Source organism: Pseudomonas sp. MH9.2, from assembly GCF_034353875.1.
GTDB lineage: Bacteria > Pseudomonadota > Gammaproteobacteria > Pseudomonadales > Pseudomonadaceae > Aquipseudomonas.
Genome location: NZ_CP133784.1, coordinates 4206409 through 4222929, shown reverse-complemented (window position 1 = coordinate 4222929; position 16521 = coordinate 4206409). Strand labels below are relative to the sequence as shown.

General features: G+C 56.9%; 16 protein-coding genes. 10 read left to right on the top strand and 6 right to left on the bottom strand.

The features are described 5' to 3' along the window. Positions 1-98 precede the first annotated feature (98 nt). From RHM55_RS19405 to RHM55_RS19380, 6 genes are all read left to right on the top strand, one after another. Positions 99-452: a cupredoxin domain-containing protein gene (locus RHM55_RS19405; protein WP_322177870.1), complete on the top strand. Its 354-nt coding sequence runs from the start codon at positions 99-101 to the stop codon at positions 450-452. A 21-nt stretch (positions 453-473) separates the two neighbouring features. Continuing rightward, the gene (locus RHM55_RS19400; RefSeq protein ID WP_322177869.1) at positions 474-1322 is read left to right on the top strand and encodes an FTR1 family iron permease; all 849 of its coding nucleotides are present in this window, start codon (positions 474-476) and stop codon (positions 1320-1322) included. A 132-nt stretch (positions 1323-1454) separates the two neighbouring features. After that, a complete protein-coding gene (locus RHM55_RS19395) occupies positions 1455-1754 on the top strand; it encodes a metal-sensing transcriptional repressor (RefSeq protein ID WP_322177868.1) in 300 nt (99 codons plus the stop codon). Between the two features lie 7 nt (positions 1755-1761). Next, entirely contained in the window at positions 1762-2895 is a 1134-nt protein-coding gene (locus tag RHM55_RS19390) for a nickel/cobalt efflux protein RcnA (protein WP_322177867.1), read from the top strand. Positions 2896-3090: 195 nt separating this feature from the next. Continuing rightward, complete coding sequence (locus tag RHM55_RS19385; RefSeq protein ID WP_407074676.1) at positions 3091-3660, top strand: GNAT family N-acetyltransferase; 570 nt, start codon at positions 3091-3093, stop codon at positions 3658-3660. Positions 3661-3944: 284 nt separating this feature from the next. Continuing rightward, positions 3945-5318 (top strand): diguanylate cyclase domain-containing protein, encoded by a 1374-nt coding sequence (locus tag RHM55_RS19380; RefSeq protein ID WP_322177866.1) that lies wholly within the window; start codon positions 3945-3947, stop codon positions 5316-5318. Positions 5319-5416: 98 nt separating this feature from the next. Here RHM55_RS19380 and can read toward each other — a convergent pair whose 3' ends face one another. Then, positions 5417-6058, bottom strand: a complete 642-nt coding sequence (gene can, locus RHM55_RS19375) for a carbonate dehydratase (protein WP_322177865.1) — start codon at positions 6056-6058, stop codon at positions 5417-5419. A gap of 153 nt (positions 6059-6211) precedes the next feature. On the opposite strand from can, the gene RHM55_RS19370 reads away from it, so the two are divergent. Then, entirely contained in the window at positions 6212-6619 is a 408-nt protein-coding gene (locus RHM55_RS19370) for a serine kinase/phosphatase (RefSeq protein WP_322177864.1), read from the top strand. Positions 6620-6622: 3 nt separating this feature from the next. On the opposite strand, the gene rimI is transcribed toward RHM55_RS19370, so the two are convergent. After that, positions 6623-7075: a ribosomal protein S18-alanine N-acetyltransferase gene (gene rimI / locus RHM55_RS19365; protein WP_219063424.1), complete on the bottom strand. Its 453-nt coding sequence runs from the start codon at positions 7073-7075 to the stop codon at positions 6623-6625. Positions 7076-7097: 22 nt separating this feature from the next. After that, positions 7098-7892, bottom strand: a complete 795-nt coding sequence (locus RHM55_RS19360) for an energy transducer TonB (RefSeq protein ID WP_322177863.1) — start codon at positions 7890-7892, stop codon at positions 7098-7100. Positions 7893-8036: 144 nt separating this feature from the next. On the opposite strand from RHM55_RS19360, the gene mksB reads away from it, so the two are divergent. The 3 genes from mksB to mksF are packed head-to-tail and all read left to right on the top strand — an operon-like array spanning position 8037 to position 12851. Further along, positions 8037-9314 carry an Mks condensin complex protein MksB gene (mksB, locus tag RHM55_RS19355; RefSeq protein WP_322177862.1) on the top strand — a complete coding sequence of 426 codons (1278 nt, stop codon included), beginning with the start codon at positions 8037-8039 and terminating at the stop codon, positions 9312-9314. Then, positions 9304-10020, top strand: coding sequence for an Mks condensin complex protein MksE (mksE, locus tag RHM55_RS19350; protein ID WP_322177861.1), 717 nt, complete (start codon positions 9304-9306; stop codon positions 10018-10020). The genes mksB and mksE overlap by 11 nt, the downstream gene beginning before the upstream one ends. Beyond that, entirely contained in the window at positions 10017-12851 is a 2835-nt protein-coding gene (mksF, locus tag RHM55_RS19345) for an Mks condensin complex protein MksF (protein ID WP_322177860.1), read from the top strand. The genes mksE and mksF overlap by 4 nt, the downstream gene beginning before the upstream one ends. 52 nt (positions 12852-12903) lie before the next feature. Here the strand turns inward: mksF and RHM55_RS19340 are convergent, their stop codons facing one another. From RHM55_RS19340 to RHM55_RS19330, 3 genes are read right to left on the bottom strand one after another with little or no spacing between them, the layout of a single operon-like run. After that, a complete protein-coding gene (locus RHM55_RS19340; RefSeq protein ID WP_322177859.1) occupies positions 12904-15204 on the bottom strand; it encodes a PqiB family protein in 2301 nt (766 codons plus the stop codon). Continuing rightward, positions 15197-15820, bottom strand: a complete 624-nt coding sequence (locus tag RHM55_RS19335) for a paraquat-inducible protein A (protein WP_322177858.1) — start codon at positions 15818-15820, stop codon at positions 15197-15199. Before RHM55_RS19335 ends, RHM55_RS19340 begins: the two co-directional genes overlap by 8 nt. Further along, complete coding sequence (locus RHM55_RS19330; protein WP_322177857.1) at positions 15807-16481, bottom strand: paraquat-inducible protein A; 675 nt, start codon at positions 16479-16481, stop codon at positions 15807-15809. Before RHM55_RS19330 ends, RHM55_RS19335 begins: the two co-directional genes overlap by 14 nt. Positions 16482-16521: the final 40 nt, after the last annotated feature.

The following is a 16521-nucleotide window of genomic DNA, read 5'->3' as shown; positions in this document are numbered from 1 at the left end:
CCGCTTGTTTTTAAGGTTTTTTTCACGCGATTTGAACGTATTTTTGACAAATGCGACGTCATATTGCCAAGATCCAATGATTAAACGGAATCAAACGCATGCAACTTCGTATTTCCAGTCTGGTCAAAACTGTCAGTGCTGCCGCCGCCCTCGCCTTTATTTCCATGGCTCAGCCCGCACTCGCCGCTGACGCGGAGGTTTCACTGGTCATCAAGGACCATCTGTTTTCACCGAATCCATTGGAAATTCCTGCCAACACGAAGGTCAAGGTCACCCTTGAAAACCGTGATCAAACCACCGCCGAATTTATGAGCGATGACTTTAAAGGTGGCAAGTTGGTGACGGGAGGCAAAACCGTGAGCTTTTTCATTGGCCCATTGAAACCCGGCACTTATGAGTTTCATGACGAGTACAAAGAAAGCATTTCGAAAGCTCGGTTGATCGTTAAATAACCCACTTCCGGAGTAAACCCCATGCTATCGACAGCGCTCATTGTTTTCAGGGAAATCCTCGAAGCTGCGCTTGTGGTGTCCATCATCCTCGCCGCCACCAAAGGCGTATACCGCAGAGGTTTTTGGGTGGCGTGGGGCGTTGTGGGCGGCATTCTGGGCGCAAGCCTTGTGGCGGTCTTTGCTGACGCCATCAGCGCTTGGGCCTCCGGTGCCGGGCAAGAACTGTTTAACGCGGGCGTCATGTTTATCGCGGCGCTGATGTTGGCATGGCACAGCATCTGGATGAGCAAGCACGGGCGTGAGATGGCGGTACAGCTCACCGAGGTCGGTGAAGCCGTGAGCAGTGGAGACCGCGCGTTAAGCGGGATGGCCATCGTCGTGGCCGTCGCTGTGCTGCGCGAAGGGTCCGAAGCCGTGCTGTTTTTGTACGGGATCGCGGCCAGCGACCCAAACCAGACCTGGCAAATGTTAATGGGCGGATTGCTGGGCATTGCCAGCGGCGTGGCGATGGGTATTGCGCTCTACTTCGGTTTGCTACGCGTCGCGATGCGTCATCTGTTCAAGGTGACAAACGGGATGATTATCCTGTTGGCGGCAGGCATGGCGAGTCAGGGAGTAGCGTTTCTGGTCAGCGCCAACTGGTTGCCGGCGCTGGGAGAAACACTGTGGGACAGCTCTTGGCTGCTAAAAGAAAGCAGCATCGTTGGCAAAATGCTGCACACCCTTATTGGTTATAGCGCCCAACCCTCGGGGATTCAGGTACTGACGTATCTAGCGACGCTGATCATTATCACGGCGCTGGTTCGACGATCAGGTCGCCCCGGCAAGAAGTCTCTCCCGCTTAAAAATACAGGCTCAAGCCTTACCTGATTCGGTTCCCCGTCAGAATACCGATTCACCGTTTACGCAGCGTCCTCGCATTTTCAGAGTTTATCGGCAGGCTTACTTTATCCCCCCCGGGGGGATACTATGCCAGCACTCTGAACCAGGACGCCCATCGCCATGAGCGAAGATTTACACCCTCACCCTCACCCTCACACGCACCAGACTCATGATGCGATTGTTAAAAGGCTCAAAAAGGCCGAGGGTCATCTGCGCAGCATCATCACCATGATCGAAGATCAGCGGGCCTGCGTGGATATTGCCCAGCAGTTGCACGCCGTTGAGAAAGCGGTTTGTCAGGCCAAGCGAACGCTTATTCAGGATCACATCGATCACTGCCTGGAACACACCGTGGACGCACTTGCCAATGGGGCGCGTGCGCCACTGGAAGAGTTCAAGCAAATCACCAAGTACCTGTAGGCCTGTCATGCCAAATTTCGCTGAACTGCTGCAACAGGGTGGAACTCACGCCTGGCTGTATTTCCCGAGTGCCATCTTGCTGGGGGCATTGCATGGCCTGGAGCCAGGGCATTCGAAAACCATGATGGCCGCTTTTATCGTGGCCGTTCGAGGCTCCGTCAAACAGGCGATTTTGCTGGGTCTGGCGGCGACGGTTTCGCACACCGCAGTGGTGTGGCTAGTTGCTATCGGCGGTATGTACCTGGGCAAAGGACTGGATGCGCAAACCACTGAGCCGTACTTTCAGCTGGTCTCATCAGCGATGATCATCGCGATTGCCCTCTGGATGCTCTGGCGCACGTGGCGCGGCGAACAGATGTTCAAGTTCGAGCAAGATGGCGATCACCATCATGGAGCGCATGATCACCATGATGAAACTCATCGCATCGATACTGGCCATGGGCACATCGAACTGTCGATTTTTGAAGAAGGTACCCCACCACGCTGGCGGGTGAAATCGTTGAGCGGGCATGCATGGCCTGCTGCCGAGGTCAGTGTGTCGACGACGCGTACAGACGGACTGACCCAACAGTTCGCATTCGTCGATCGCGGCGACTACCTGGAGTCAGTGGCCGAAATCCCCGAGCCTCATCAGTTCAACGCGCGCTTGAGTCTGGGGCATGCCAGTCACACTCATGATTATGATCTGGACTTCCATGAGCATGAGCACGACCACGTTCACGCCGAGCTGGAAGGGCTGGAGCTATCGATAGACGGCTATCAGGATGCGCATGAACGGGCGCACGCCAATGACATTCGCAAACGCTTCACCCACCGCGAGGTCACCACACGTCAGATCATCATGTTCGGTTTGACCGGAGGCCTGATTCCTTGCCCGGCGGCCATTACCGTTTTGTTGCTGTGCCTGCAGGTTAAAGAGGTCGCTTTAGGCGGCGTGCTCGTTCTGTGCTTCAGCATCGGCTTAGCGATCACCCTGGTCAGCGTCGGTGTCGCTGCGGCCGTGGGTGCAAAGCAGGCGTCCAATCGCTGGCCGTGGCTGGGCGCTGTGGCGCGCCGCGCACCTTACCTCTCCAGCCTATTGATCATCGGTGTCGGTCTGTATGTGGGCATACATGGCTGGCTCGGACTCAGCGGGCAATAATCAGCGAAAGGCTGGCATGTGCCTGCACGCAAGCAGGCACGGGCCCATCAAATAGCCGCTCACCGCTTGTCAGCCGGGATCCTCCCCGGCATGGACTTTTGATCTAGATCAGTTGGCAATACCTTCCGAGGCGTACAAGAGGTTCAAAGTTCCACGCTTAGAGTCCCTCCCATTTCTTGCGACGGAAGCATCAACATGACCATAAGTCCAACAAGCAATGTCAGCGGCAGCGCCGCGTTTCCAAGCGTCAACGGTGAACACTGGATCGATTTGCTGAGCAACGGGACCCACATCCTGATCAGGCCGTTGGCACCGCATGACAGGGATCGCGAGTTTAACTTCATCAAAAAGCTCTCCCCAGAGTCGCGGCACTTTCGCTTTCTCGGTTCAATGAATGAACCCAGTATTGCCCTGCTCGATCAGTTGATGGACGTTGATAACAAAAAGCGGATGGCTTACGTCGCGTTGGCGCATAAAGATGGCGACTTGATCGAAATCGGTGTGAGTCGTTATGCCGCGCTGGAAGAGGAAGGGCAATGCGAATGCGCGGTCGTGATTGCCGATGACTGGCAAAATCTGGGCATGGGGACGTTACTCATGCGGCATTTAATCGACGCCGCACGGCGTAACGGTTTTGCACAGATGATATCGATTGACTCAACAAGCAATACTCACATGCATCAGCTGACTAAACAGTTAGGCTTTGAATGCCACCGAGATCCCATGGACGCGACCCAAGTCATTTACAAACTTGCATTGAAGTAACACCGCCCTCGCAGATAGCACGGTCGTTTCAAGGTAACGTGCTATCTGTCCCGGCCTCACCTATCATTTACCCCCTCAGGCCCTCCAACCACCAAGAGGGCCAGCGTCTCGAAACCTTCGAATCAACCTCCTGCCGTCACTCCATCATCAGTAGCGTGACGTGCTGGTAATCGGGTTCATCCCATTGAATTGAAATCACGCTATGCTTCGGCCACTATCTGTAGCAGCCTATCGGTATGATTCTCGGTCCTCGACCATTAATTTTTCCAGGCAAGCGCTTCTTTATGGAACAACCCTACCCACAGTTGAGCAACTTTGTTGACCTGATGCTCGACGCTGTCTGCGTGGTGGACTCTCAGGGCCGCTTTGTATTTGTGAGCGCTGCGTGTGAACGCATTTTCGGCTATACGCCCGAGGAAATGATCGGCCGGGTCATGATAGACATGGTGCTGCCCGAAGATCGAGCGCGGACGCTGCTGGCCGCCAGCGAAATCATCGGCTGGCAGCCTAAACCCCATTTCGAAAACCGTTATGTGCGCAAAGACGGGCAAATCGTGCACATCATGTGGTCGGCCCGCTGGTCGGAAGTCGATCAACTAAGGATCGGGGTTGCACGTGATATCACTGAGCGCAAACAGTCTGAGTCGGTACAAGCCGCGCTGTACTCCATTTCTGAAGCCGCCCACGCCGCCGAGGATCTGCCCGCCCTGTTTCATCGCATTCATCAGATCATTGGCGAACTGCTGCCCGCACTGAATTTTTCCGTGACGCTGTACGACGAAAAGAGTGACCAGTTGAGCTTTGCCTACCACGTGGATGAACAGGACCAGGCACCCGATCCACAAACAGTCACCGACTCTTTGAGTGCCGAGGTGATCCGCACCGGGCTCCCGCTGCTATTGACCCCCGAGACACTGACCACCTTTCCGGAATATTTACGCGCCGAGTTCGACACCGATTCGCTGTGCTGGCTGGGCGTACCGTTGCACTCGAACCGGGGCACTATCGGTGCTTTGGTGGTCAAGAGCTACTCAGGTGGCACACGCTATACCGTGAAGGATCAAGAGCTGTTGCAGTTCGTCTCCACTCAAGTCGCCGCCGCTATCGAGCGCAAACAACTGCACGCTCGACTGCAATACATGGCCCAATATGACCAACTGACCCAGTTACCCAATCGCGGACTGTTCCAGGATCGGCTGCAGACTGCACTCGCGATGGCCCGGCGCGAACAAGGCCAGTTCGCCCTGCTCTACCTCGATCTGGACAAGTTCAAACAGGTCAACGACACCCTCGGCCATGCGGCAGGCGATCAGTTACTGCAAGAAGTGGCACAGCGCCTAAAACAATGCGTGCGCGAAACCGATACGGTTGCGCGCATCGGCGGTGACGAGTTTCTGGTGCTGCTGCACAACATCCAGTTACCGGAGGACGCCTTGCGGGTGGCTGAAAAAATCCATCGCGAGCTTAGTCACCCGCTGAACATGGAAGGTCAAGGCTTGTGTACTCTGCTGAGCATCGGGATCGCGCTCTACCCCGAACATGGCATAGAAGAGAAACAGCTGCTCAAGCACGCCGATGAAGCCATGTATTTCGCGAAAAGGAATGGCGGTAATCACTTCCGTACGAAGGCCGAGCCTAGCCCGTGCGATGCCGAGTGACCCACGACGTGCAGCCGCCGACTGGCTCGGTGCTGGCTCAGCCACCACTTTAAAAAAAGCGGATACAAGGCGACTCAAGGAATGAGTCGCCTTGCCTTTCATTCACCCAGCGGACGAAGCCGGTATTGCGGCGGCAGCTGCTCGAAACCGGTGATGGTCGCGTTCAGGCTTTTCCAGCGGCCATCCTTAATCCCGTAGATGCAGCCGTGAATCGACAGGCTCTGCCCCCGATGCCAGGCATTTTGCACAATGCTGGTGTGGCCGACATTGGTCACTTGCTGGATCACGTTTAGTTCGCACAGCCGATCAACACGCTCTTCTTCAGTTGGCAGCAGGGCCAAGGGGACGCGGTTTTCGTAATACAAATCGCGGATCGAACGCAGCCAGCCATCGATCAAGCCAAGCTGGCGATTCTGCATCGCTGCACGTACGCCGCCACAGCCATAGTGGCCAGTGACGAGGATATGTTTGACCTTGAGCACGTCCACCGCGTACTGAATCACCGACAGGCAATTAAGGTCAGTGTGCAGCACAACATTGGCGACATTACGGTGTACGAACAGATCGCCCGGCAGCATGCCGACGATTTCGTTGGCTGGCACGCGTGCATCAGAACAACCGATCCACAGGTATTCAGGCGCTTGCTGGCGGGCCAGTTTGGCGAAAAATTCCGGGTCTTTCTGCTTGATCGCGTCGGCCCAGCGCTCGTTGTTATCAATCAGATCTTGTAGTTCGTTCATGCGTTGAAGCCTCGAAAATGATGCCCAGCTTTGACTGGCGCCCGGCTGTCTGGGTCACGCTTATGTGCCACTACTTTTGCTGAGGATACAAAAGGAATCTTCATCGTTGCGGCCGGTCAATCTTTATAAGGCCCCAAAACATGAGGAATTGCCATGACTGAATCACGCCGCCCTTACGGTGCCCCACAGCCTGAACCGATCGATGACAATGAAGACCGTATGGGCTCGATGGAAGAATTGCACTTCGATGAAGAGGAGGACACCGGTCGCATCGGCGATCTTGTGCCAGAAAACGAACTCGAACATGAGTTCCCGGACAAGCGGGTTCGTGAAGCGGGGATGACCGGCGCGTCGACCCCGGATCACCACTCTACCGACGATGACCTGGACCCGGAAAACATGATCGACGAAGATGGCGCACGTTCAGCTAATGAAGCTGGCGAAAACCGCCCTACCGACTGGGATTTGAGTGTCGTCGATGAAGATGACATCGGGGGTGGTGATGGCCTGGATGAAGCCGAACTGGCTCGCCACGATCCGCTCGACGGCAAGCCAGAGTAACGACTATTCAAACAGGGTGCAGGCCATGACCAGCGCGTCTTCGCTCCCGCCGACCGCAGGGTAATAATCCCGACGGCGGCCCACCTCGTTGAAGCCGTAGCGCTCATACAGGCGATAGGCTGCTTGGTTACTCGCGCGCAGCTCGAGGAAACATTCGCGGCCGTTCATCTGGTAGGCCCGCGACATCAGGTGTTCCAGCAAGCGCAGGCCCAGACCACGGCCCTGGCTTTCTGGCTTGACGGTGATATTGAGCAGGTGCGCTTCGTCGATAATGACATTGATCACGCCGTGGCCGACTTGCTGGGCGCCTTCGAACATCAGCCATATTTCGTAGGATTTGAGCCCGTCGAGAAAGATGCCTCGGGTCCAGGGATGGCTGAACGCCGCGTATTCGATTTTCAGTACAGCGTCCAGGTCCGCTTCGGTCATCGGGCGGAAAGTTACAGCGTCGCTCATTGAGGGGCTCTTTATTGAAACGTCAGTCATCAATCGTTTTCCAGCGTGTCATCAGCCGACGCATGGCTTGCCAGACATCGGCCTTGCGTTGCGGCTCATCCATTAATAATTCCAGACCGGGCAGCGCCCAGGCACTGCCCAGACCGTCGATCTGCAATTCTTGATTGTAGGACTCGGCAGTGGCTTCGCCAGCAAATCGCACCGCAGGCAAGCCGATCAGCCACAGGCATGCACACGGCTCATCTTCCAGTCGGGCGAGGACAAATCCCTGCACGAAATCACGCGCGGCTGCGGGGCCCTGGTCCAATTGACCACGGACCAACAATGGCCAACGCACCGGCTCGCCAATGATTTGCGGGCTGTCAGGCAGACCGGCGGCACGCAACATGTCCTTGAGCAACATATAGGACGGGTCGCGACTCTGAAATGCCTCGCCTGTGGGTAACTCGACCAGCACCAGGCAACGCCCGGCCCGCAGCAGTTGCAAGGCAAAGCGTGGAGGAGGAACGGCAACGGCCTTGATTGGTGCTGGTGCAGCGACCTCTGCGTCGGCCACGGCACCATTTCGGGTGCTGGAAAGCGACGGACGGGGCACTTCGATTTTCGGCCGCTCGACTACCGGACGCGCAACAGGCGTGGCGACTGGCGTAACAGCGACGGCGGGCGCAGGCGAAGCAACAGCCTGTTCGACCGGCAACGGCAAGGGCCCGAGCAATTCCGGGCGTGAAGGTGCGGCAAAGGGCAGTTCGGTGCGCGGCAGCCAATTGACCACCTGCATGGCAGTCATATAAGCGCGGCGGCGGGACTCATTAAGCAAAGGTCAGCCACCTGTGGATAAGTTAAGTCGGCGATTCTACCGCCCTTCGCCGATTCCCGCCGCAGTTGATCGCCCGGAGGTGAAATCTCAGGTAGCCGATGCAGTACAATCGCTGCTTTTATTTGCCAACCAACCGGCCTTCCCATGATCGAACCTAAGCGCGTATTGCGCGCCCTTGCCGAACACTGGGCGCTCCTTGAGCCACTGTGCGAACACTTCGACCAAGGCACCTTGAGCCTGAGCGAACTGCGCCTGCAACTGGCCGCCCAGCAACTGGATAGCACGCCACAAGACATCACCAGCCTGCTGGACGTGTGGATTCGTCTGGATATTCTGGTTCCGGTAGCTAAAAGCCCTAACCGTTTTGAACTGAACGCACAGATCCATGACTTTCTGTCCTATCTCCGGCGTGAACATCGCCTTGGCCTGTGTCTGGAGATCGAAGCCTATCTACGCCATCTGGAGCGTCTGGCAGGCTATATCCAGGACGCTTTCGACATCCGCGATGCCAACGACCTGGCGCGGCAATTGCGTCTGCTGGACATGCGTGTGCGCGATGTTCTGAAAAAGCTGGCCAATGATGAGCAGGCGCTGGTCGCCGTGGCTGACCGGGCCAAGACCAGTGACCGGCAGATTCCGCTGCGTCAGCGCTATGCCGAGGTGCTGGCGACCTGGGACGAGTACATCGAACCGATGATCCAGTTGGTCAACGCCGACGGGGCGTTCGAACAGGGCGTGCGCAAGGTGGAAAATGTTCTGCTGCGCCTGCTCACCGAACAGCAGCGCCTTGGCCATCTGGTCGATGACGACATGTTGCTGCGTACCCACGCACGCATCCTGGAGATGCAAACCAGCGCTCAACTGACCCTGCGTCACGCCCGCGAGCTGCTGTTGCCGCTGCGTGAGGAAGCCCGCCGGCATAACGCAGTCACCCGTGGTGCGGCGCTGGCGCTTTCTGCTATCCGCCGTAAAGGGCTGGATGCCGTGCCGCAAGCGGCTATGTCGATGTTCACTCGACCACAAAGCACGTTCCTGGGCAGCGCCAGTCAGGTTGAAGCCTATGTGTATGCCTTGGCCCGCTTCGAACCGAAACCGGCGAAATTCCCCAAGGCCAACGTCACACGCAAAGGCGAACCGCCCCGCGCGCCCCGCACGGTCAAAGAAATGCTGGAGCGCTGCGAAGACGCCCTGCCGATGCCGGATTTGATGGTTTGGCTGTTGGAGCAAGAACCGGACGGCGCCACCGACGAATTGCTGTACTGGTTCTCGCGCCTGTCGCGGGACAAGCGTTTTACCCGTGAGCGCCTTGAACGTCGCGATTACAACACGCAGGAGCATCAGGTCAGCCTGCGCTCCTTCGCCCTGCTCTCTAGCCGAGACGAGCACCTAGAGAATTCCGCGAGCACCCCTCATGCATCTTGATCTATCCGAACTGTCCCAGCTGGCGCCGATTTTTCGCGAGCTGTTCAAGGGTTACCACATCAGCCGCCGCGACCCGGAGCTGTATGCGCAGCTGTCCAATTGCCAGGACCAGTACCGAACGCTGTTCAAGGCCCTGGGCTTTGAACTGGTCTGCGACACCCGCGGTTTCTATTACTTCGTCCCGGAAATGGCCGCCGCACAGGTGAACAAGACCGCGCAACGCCTGGCGCTGTTCACCTTCATCATCGTCGAGCACTTGGCCGATCAGGGCCGCGACCCGGTCGCAGTGCTCGACGGCGGTAGCCTGGGCCGTGATGAGCTGCCTTCGTTGCTGGAAAAATACCGCGACCTGTTTGTGCAAGCCGAAGTACAAACCCAGGAAGAGCTGGAAGAGAAAATCATGCGCCGCATGACCCAGCTCGGTTTCGCCAACGAAGAAAACGGCATCTACCGATTCCTGCCGCCGATGCACCGTTTCCTCGACGTCTGCCTATCGGTGCAACAGGACCGTGATCTGGCGGCCAGCCTGCACAGCGTGTTGCCACTGCCCACGCCGATCCTGATTGACGATGACAGCGACAGCGACGAAAAACTCCTGAAAACCGATGACCCGCTGGATCTCGCCGAGTTCGACGAACCTGAAGAAACCGAAGCGCAGGCGTTGGCCCGGGCCATTGCCGCCGAGCAACAGGAGATGGACGCATGAGCCAGGAACGTTATGGCATCCGCCGCTTTGCCCTGCTGAACACGGCTGGCTACAGCCTTGGTCTGTTCCCGCTGGAACACCCCTTGTCGGTGTACGGCGCGAACAACCTGGGCAAAAGCGCCTCGATCAACGCCCTGCAATTCCCGATTCTGGCGCGCATGTCGGACATGAGTTTCGGTAAGTACAGCCTGGAACAGTCGCGGCGCTTCTATTTCGCCTCCGACACCAGTTACATCCTGGTGGAAGTCTCGCTGCCCCACGGCCCGCATGTGATTGGCGTGGTCGGACGCGGACCGGGCGGTGGGTTCGGTCACCAGTTTTTTGCTTACGCTGGCAAACTGGACCTGGCGCACTATCAGAAAAATGACACCTGCTTGCGGCAAAAAGAGCTGTTCAGCAACCTGGAAAGCCACGGCCTGAAAGCCTATGAGCTGAAGCCCGATGAACTGCGTCGCCTGCTGGTGGGTGGTCATACGTCGATCCCGCTGGACCTGACCCTGATCCCGCTGCGCTCCACCAGCGAACAGAGCCTGAAGACCTTCCGAGCCTTGTTCATCAACTTGCTGCATATGCGCGAAATCACGGCGGCGAAACTCAAGCAGTTGTTCCTCGATGCCTTTGAACACAGCTTGCGGTCCGGCAGCGTTGATTACATCGCCGCGTGCGAAGAAGCCTTCCGCGACGTACGCCGCATGGAACAGGACTACAACGCACTGGTTCTCGCCGGTCCACTGGTCGAAGCCCTGTCCTCTGGGGTCAAGCAGCGGGAAGTACTACGCGGCAAACTGCACCGACTGTCACCGCTGCTCGATTCGCTACTGGGCACGTGGCAGGACTATTCCAACGCGCGCAAAGAAGAGCTGGTGATCCAGGCCGAACATTACCGAAACGAGCAGGACTCGCTGCAAAACGATCAGCGTGGCGGGACTCAGGAGTTGATGCGCCTGGAGCGAGAAATCAGCGGTATTCAGCGCTGGATCGGCGAGTTGTCGGTACTCAAGCATCGTTTTGCGCTGGTCGATGACGTCAAGGTCTTGGAGCAGCAATTGCTGGCAGCCAAGGATGCTCACGATGAACTGGCCGGTGCGCTGGCCCAGTCCCGGCAGTTCAGCGCCGAGGACCTGGATGAACGCCTGCGCGATCTGGAAAAACGCCTGAAGTCGGTCAAGCAACAACTCGATCACGCTGACAACAACAGCTATGCCCGCTTGCGCGAAGAGTTCTCGCAGCCAGATGTCGAGCGGTTGATGCGTTTGTTCAACAGCGCGCTATTCAGCCTGCCACTCGGCGAGCAGGGTATTGCACTCGATGATGGCGACGCGTGGGTCAAATCACTGGAGCTGATCCTCGACAGCTTTAAAGGCGAGCGCTTCGAAGTCCCGGGCCTGACGATCAATCTTTCCCACATTGAACCGCCCGCGCTGCAAGCCCTGGCTGACCGTGCGGCACTGCGTGATCAGAAAGAACGTCTGGAAAAAGAACTCAAGCAGCTGAAAGTCCAACAGGCCGTTGCCTCGGACCGGGCGGCGAGCAAAACGCAGACCGAAGCCCTGTACCAGCAGGTATTGGACGCGCAAAAAGCGCTGGAAGACTTCCGTCGCAGCCAGACGTTGAATGCGGAAGAGCCGGAGAAACTCGAACAGCTGGCGCAAATGGAAGCCGCGCAGGACGAGCTCAAACGCTCCAGCGATGCTTTCACCGAACGTGTGCAGCAGCTCTCCGCCAAGCTGCAACTGGTCGGTCGGCAGATCGGCGACATGGAAGCCAAGCAACGCACGCTGGATGACGCCCTGCGTCGTCGTCAGCTATTGCCTGCAGATATGCCGTTCGGTACGCCGTTCATGGAACCGGTGGATGACTCGCTGGAGAACCTGCTGCCGCTGCTCAATGACTATCAGGACAGCTGGCAGGGTTTGCAGCGCAGCGATGGCCAGATTGAAGCGCTTTACGCTCAAGTGCGCCTCAAGGGTGTAGCCAAATTCGACAGTGAAGATGACATGGAGCGTCGCCTGCACTTGCTGATCAACGCCTACGCGCATCGCCAAGACGAGGCACTTACTCTGGGTAAAGCACGGCGTGCAGCAGTGACCGACATCGCCCGGACCTTGCGTAATATTCGCAGCGACTACGACAGCCTTGAGCATCAACTGGCGCTGTTCAACCGCGAGATCAACAAACGGCAGGTGTCCAACCTGGCGAGTTTCCGCATCGTTCTGGCGCCGAACAAGGAAGCACTCAAACACATCGACCAGATCATCCATAGCGCTGGTCAGTACGAAGAAGGCGAAACGCTGTCGGTATTCGACCTCAGCCAAAGTGCCGATCAGGACAACAAGAACGAAGAGGCCAAGGAATATCTGGCACGGTTGGTGGCGGCTAACCACAACCAACTCGGCCTGAAGGATTTGTTCGAACTGGCCTTCGAAATCACCAAGGTCAACGGCCAACCCGTGATTCATACCGATATCGATGGTGCGGCGTCTAACGGTACGACCATGACCATCAAAGCGCTGACCAACATGTATTTGTTGCTGCACTTGATGGATCGCGATCAAGCCGGGCGCATTCGTCTGCCTTACTACCTCGACGAAGCGGCCGACATTGACGAGAAAAACCAGGCCGCCTTGCTGGAGACCAGTTTGCAGCTAGGCTTTGTACCGATTCTGGCCAGCGTCAAACCCCAGGTCTCGGCACACGTTGCGATCGATCTGGAAGGCGGTAGCGGACCTAACGGCATTTACATCGACGAGGCCGACTGGAAATACATCCGTCGCCATGACGAGGTGAAAGCAGTGGCGGCAGATCCTGAAGCAGAGACCGTGCTGGCCTGATGTGCAGCTGAAGAAGCCAACGCGGTGTGCCTGGCACACCGCGTTGACTGCTCTACTTCCCGAGAGAAATCTTGGGCGCCCACTGCAGCCATTCATCCTCGGCTTTGTCGAACAACGGGAAGGTTTGCTCAGGTCGCGCCTGACTCCCCATGCGCTCCCCCTCCGGCGTGGCAAACGCGATGCCGCCATCGATCAGCGTCTCCAGCGACTCCGTACGGACGGTCGCACCTCTGAACAAGCCGAAGTCAACGCCAAAGCCACTGCTGTTCCAGAAACGACTGCCGCCCCGAACCAACGACGCATAACGCGGCTCGATCAGGATGTGGATCAATACACGATCAGCCGTCGGGCTCAATTCGTAGCTCATGACCTTGCCTACTGTCACTTCACGGTAAGTCACCGGCACACCCGGCTTGATTGAGCCACGACGTGGCGCGCTCAGGACCACACTCAATCCCTCGTCACGTGCGGAAGCATTCGGAGGGGCCTTCAACGCAACAAAGCTTTTCTGCGGTCCCGCGCTTTTGCTGGCCGGCAACACTTCCAGGTATTGGCCGGTGACCAAAGTCTCGAGATTCGAGGTTTTGATCAATCCCACTTCTGGCTTGACCACCCAAAACTCGGTGCCCACACGGGCGATTTTGTCGGGTACTTCGGTGATCCGCGCCGTCAGCATCACCGCCTGTAGATCACTGGTCAGATCGACGTCTTCGACCTTGCCGACATCCAGACCTTTATAGCGGATTGTCGTACCGGGATGCAGACCGTCTGCACGGTCGACTTTGATCGTGATTTCGGTCCCGCGCTGTGTGGCCAGATCACGGCTGGCAAACAAGCGGAAGCGAGGGATACGTTTTTGCAGCGGCGATTTGGCCAGCGGCGTTTCAAAGGATATGCCCCCCGCCATCAAACTTTGTAGGGACTCGCTTTTGACCTCAATACCCGATAACCCCCCCTTCAGTGTGATGCCGCTGACATTCCAGAAGCGAGTCGAGCCATTGACCAGATTTTCGTATTCCTTCTCGATATGTACGCCGAGCACGACTTGTTTCTGGTCGCGGGAGAATTGATAGCTCTGGATTGAGCCGACCTTAACCTGCTTGTAAAGGATAGGACTGCCGACATCCAGCGAACCCAGTGTGTCGCTGAACAGCACCATATGCAGACCTGGCGAGCGCAGGTCCAGTGGTGGTGCCTTGGCTCTGGCGACGAAATCGCGTCTGGGCGGCGAACCTAGATCGCCGGGACGAACCGCGATGTAGTTACCTTTGACCAATGCCTCCAAACCCGTAATGCCCGCCAGCGAAATTGAGGGTTTGACTACCCAAAACTGGGTGCCTTCCACCAGATAGTCTTCAGCCAAAGGGTCCAGGGCCAATTCGACCGTAGCGCTGGAAAGATCGGGATCGACCTTGAGCGTTTTCATGTTGCCGACCTGAATACCCTTGTACATCACGGGCGTACGGCCGGCCTGCAAACCTTCGAAGTCGCTCAGCTTGAGCTTGACCCGTATCCCGGCTTGAGCGGCGTCAAAATCCTCATACAGACGAAAAGGCAGACTGGGGTCGGTGGGTGGGCTGTCTTTTCGGTGCTCTGGCGTAGCGAAGGCAATACCGCCAGCAACGATGCTGGCCAGCGACTCGCTGCGCACCTTTACTCCAGACAGATTGGCGTCGATGCTAATGCCGCTGGCGTTCCAGAAACGTGTGTGTTTACGCACTAGATTGGCGTAGGTCGGCTGGATGTAGACTTTAATCTCGACCGTGCCTTGGTCTTCCGACAGGACATAGCTTTTGACCTGCCCAACCTGGATCTGCTTGTAGAACACCGGACTGCCTCGATTCAACGAACCCAAACGGTCGGCCTTGAGGGTCAGGTGCAGCCCCGGCAATCTGTCCGAGAGCGGTGGTGCCTCTGCCAACGCTTTGAACTTGCGTGTTGGCTCACCATCGCCAGGGCTTGCGGCAATGTAGTTACCCGACACCAAAGTTTCCAGACCGGTGATCCCTGCCAACGTGATGCTCGGTTTTACCAGCCAGAAACGGCTGTTGGCCCGCAGGGACGGTTCGACCTCTTTGTTCACTTCAATGGTTGCAATAACGCCTTTTGTATTGCCTTCATCATCTAACGTCAAGGCCTTGACCTTGCCGATCGACATGCCTTTGTAGACCACTTCGGTCTTGTTGGCATGGATGCCTTCGCCACTTTCAAAACGCACCTCAATCTCGATGCCTGACTGGCTATATGCCCGCCAGCCAAGCCACCCGCCAATGATCAACGCAATCAAGGGCAGTATCCAGATCGCAGACCAATTGGACGCAGGGCGGGTTTTAGCGGTAGGCAAATCACTCATGGTCGTCATCCGACTCCGTGTTGTCCCAAATAAGTCGGGGATCAAAAGTTACTGCGGCGAGCATCGTCAAAATCACCACACTGGCAAAAGCGACTGCGCCAAGATTAGCTTCGACACTGGCGATGCGGCCAAAATTCACCACAGCCACAAGAATGGCGATCACGAATATGTCCAACATAGACCAGCGACCGATGAACTCAATGAAGCGGTACATGATGATGCGCTGTTGCGCCGATAAGGGCTGACGACGCTGTACCGAGAAAAGCAGTAGGCCCAGACCGATCAATTTGAACGTGGGCACTAGAATACTGGCTACGAACACCACGATGGCAATGGGGTACATCCCATGTTGCATCAGTTGAATGACGCCTGACATGATGGTCGAGGGATCACCCTGCCCCAATGAGCTGACTGTCATGATCGGCAACATATTGGCAGGGATGTACAAAATGGCCGCAGTCACCAGCAATGCCCACGTGCGCTTCATGCTGTCAGGGCGACGAGGGTGTACCTGCGCTCCGCAGCGAGTACACGTCAGGTTGTCATTGTCCGGGTCAGCTTTGTTGAGTTCATGGCATTCCGCACAAATCAGAATCCCGGCATCAATCGCCCGCATGTGCATCTCCACCTGATAACGCCTGCCAAATCTGGTGGGGCGACATGGTCACTTCAAGCCAGACCTGAACCAACAACAAGCCGATAAAACATAGCAGCCCCACGCCCAGAGTCAGCTCAGCGAGGTCGGAAAGCTTGACCAGCGCGACCAGCACGCCCATGAGATACACCTCAAGCATGCCCCAATCACGAAGGTGATGATAAATACGGTAGAGCAGCAGGCCAAAGCTCCGGCCAACATTCAAACGAATGCTCAGCAACACAGACAACTGACAGAGCAATTTGAGTAACGGGATACCCATGCTGCACAGAAACACCACCGCTGCGACGCCTTGCATGCCGGTATCGAATAATCCCAGCACGCCCGTCCAAACGGTGTCTTTCGAGGTTTGGCCCAGGAGATTGAGATGCATGATGGGCAAAAAGTTCGCGGGGATGTACAGCAATAATGCCGCGATCACTAATGCCAAGCTGTGCTGAACGACATTGTGCCTTTGGGCATAAAGCTCGTAGCCGCAGCGCACGCACTGAGCTTTTTCGCCGCGGGACAACACGGGCTTGCGCATGAGCAGATCGCATTCATGACAAGCCACCAAATCATCGAGCGGCAACTCATCTAGCGGCACTTGGGCCAGGCCGCTGGAGTTGGCTTGATCGGGCATAGAACTGGAGACTCAAAGACGAAAGGATAGCGGCCCATTC

Coding starts and splice junctions, on each gene's coding strand:
- RHM55_RS19405 (WP_322177870.1), top strand. CDS start 99: ATGCAACTTCGTATTTCCAGTCTGGTCAAAACTGTCAGTGCTGCCGCC.
- RHM55_RS19400 (WP_322177869.1), top strand. CDS start 474: ATGCTATCGACAGCGCTCATTGTTTTCAGGGAAATCCTCGAAGCTGCG.
- RHM55_RS19395 (WP_322177868.1), top strand. CDS start 1,455: ATGAGCGAAGATTTACACCCTCACCCTCACCCTCACACGCACCAGACT.
- RHM55_RS19390 (WP_322177867.1), top strand. CDS start 1,762: ATGCCAAATTTCGCTGAACTGCTGCAACAGGGTGGAACTCACGCCTGG.
- RHM55_RS19385 (WP_407074676.1), top strand. CDS start 3,091: ATGACCATAAGTCCAACAAGCAATGTCAGCGGCAGCGCCGCGTTTCCA.
- RHM55_RS19380 (WP_322177866.1), top strand. CDS start 3,945: ATGGAACAACCCTACCCACAGTTGAGCAACTTTGTTGACCTGATGCTC.
- can (WP_322177865.1), bottom strand. CDS start 6,058: ATGAACGAACTACAAGATCTGATTGATAACAACGAGCGCTGGGCCGAC.
- RHM55_RS19370 (WP_322177864.1), top strand. CDS start 6,212: ATGACTGAATCACGCCGCCCTTACGGTGCCCCACAGCCTGAACCGATC.
- rimI (WP_219063424.1), bottom strand. CDS start 7,075: ATGAGCGACGCTGTAACTTTCCGCCCGATGACCGAAGCGGACCTGGAC.
- mksB (WP_322177862.1), top strand. CDS start 8,037: ATGATCGAACCTAAGCGCGTATTGCGCGCCCTTGCCGAACACTGGGCG.
- mksE (WP_322177861.1), top strand. CDS start 9,304: ATGCATCTTGATCTATCCGAACTGTCCCAGCTGGCGCCGATTTTTCGC.
- mksF (WP_322177860.1), top strand. CDS start 10,017: ATGAGCCAGGAACGTTATGGCATCCGCCGCTTTGCCCTGCTGAACACG.
- RHM55_RS19340 (WP_322177859.1), bottom strand. CDS start 15,204: ATGAGTGATTTGCCTACCGCTAAAACCCGCCCTGCGTCCAATTGGTCT.
- RHM55_RS19335 (WP_322177858.1), bottom strand. CDS start 15,820: ATGCGGGCGATTGATGCCGGGATTCTGATTTGTGCGGAATGCCATGAA.
- RHM55_RS19330 (WP_322177857.1), bottom strand. CDS start 16,481: ATGCCCGATCAAGCCAACTCCAGCGGCCTGGCCCAAGTGCCGCTAGAT.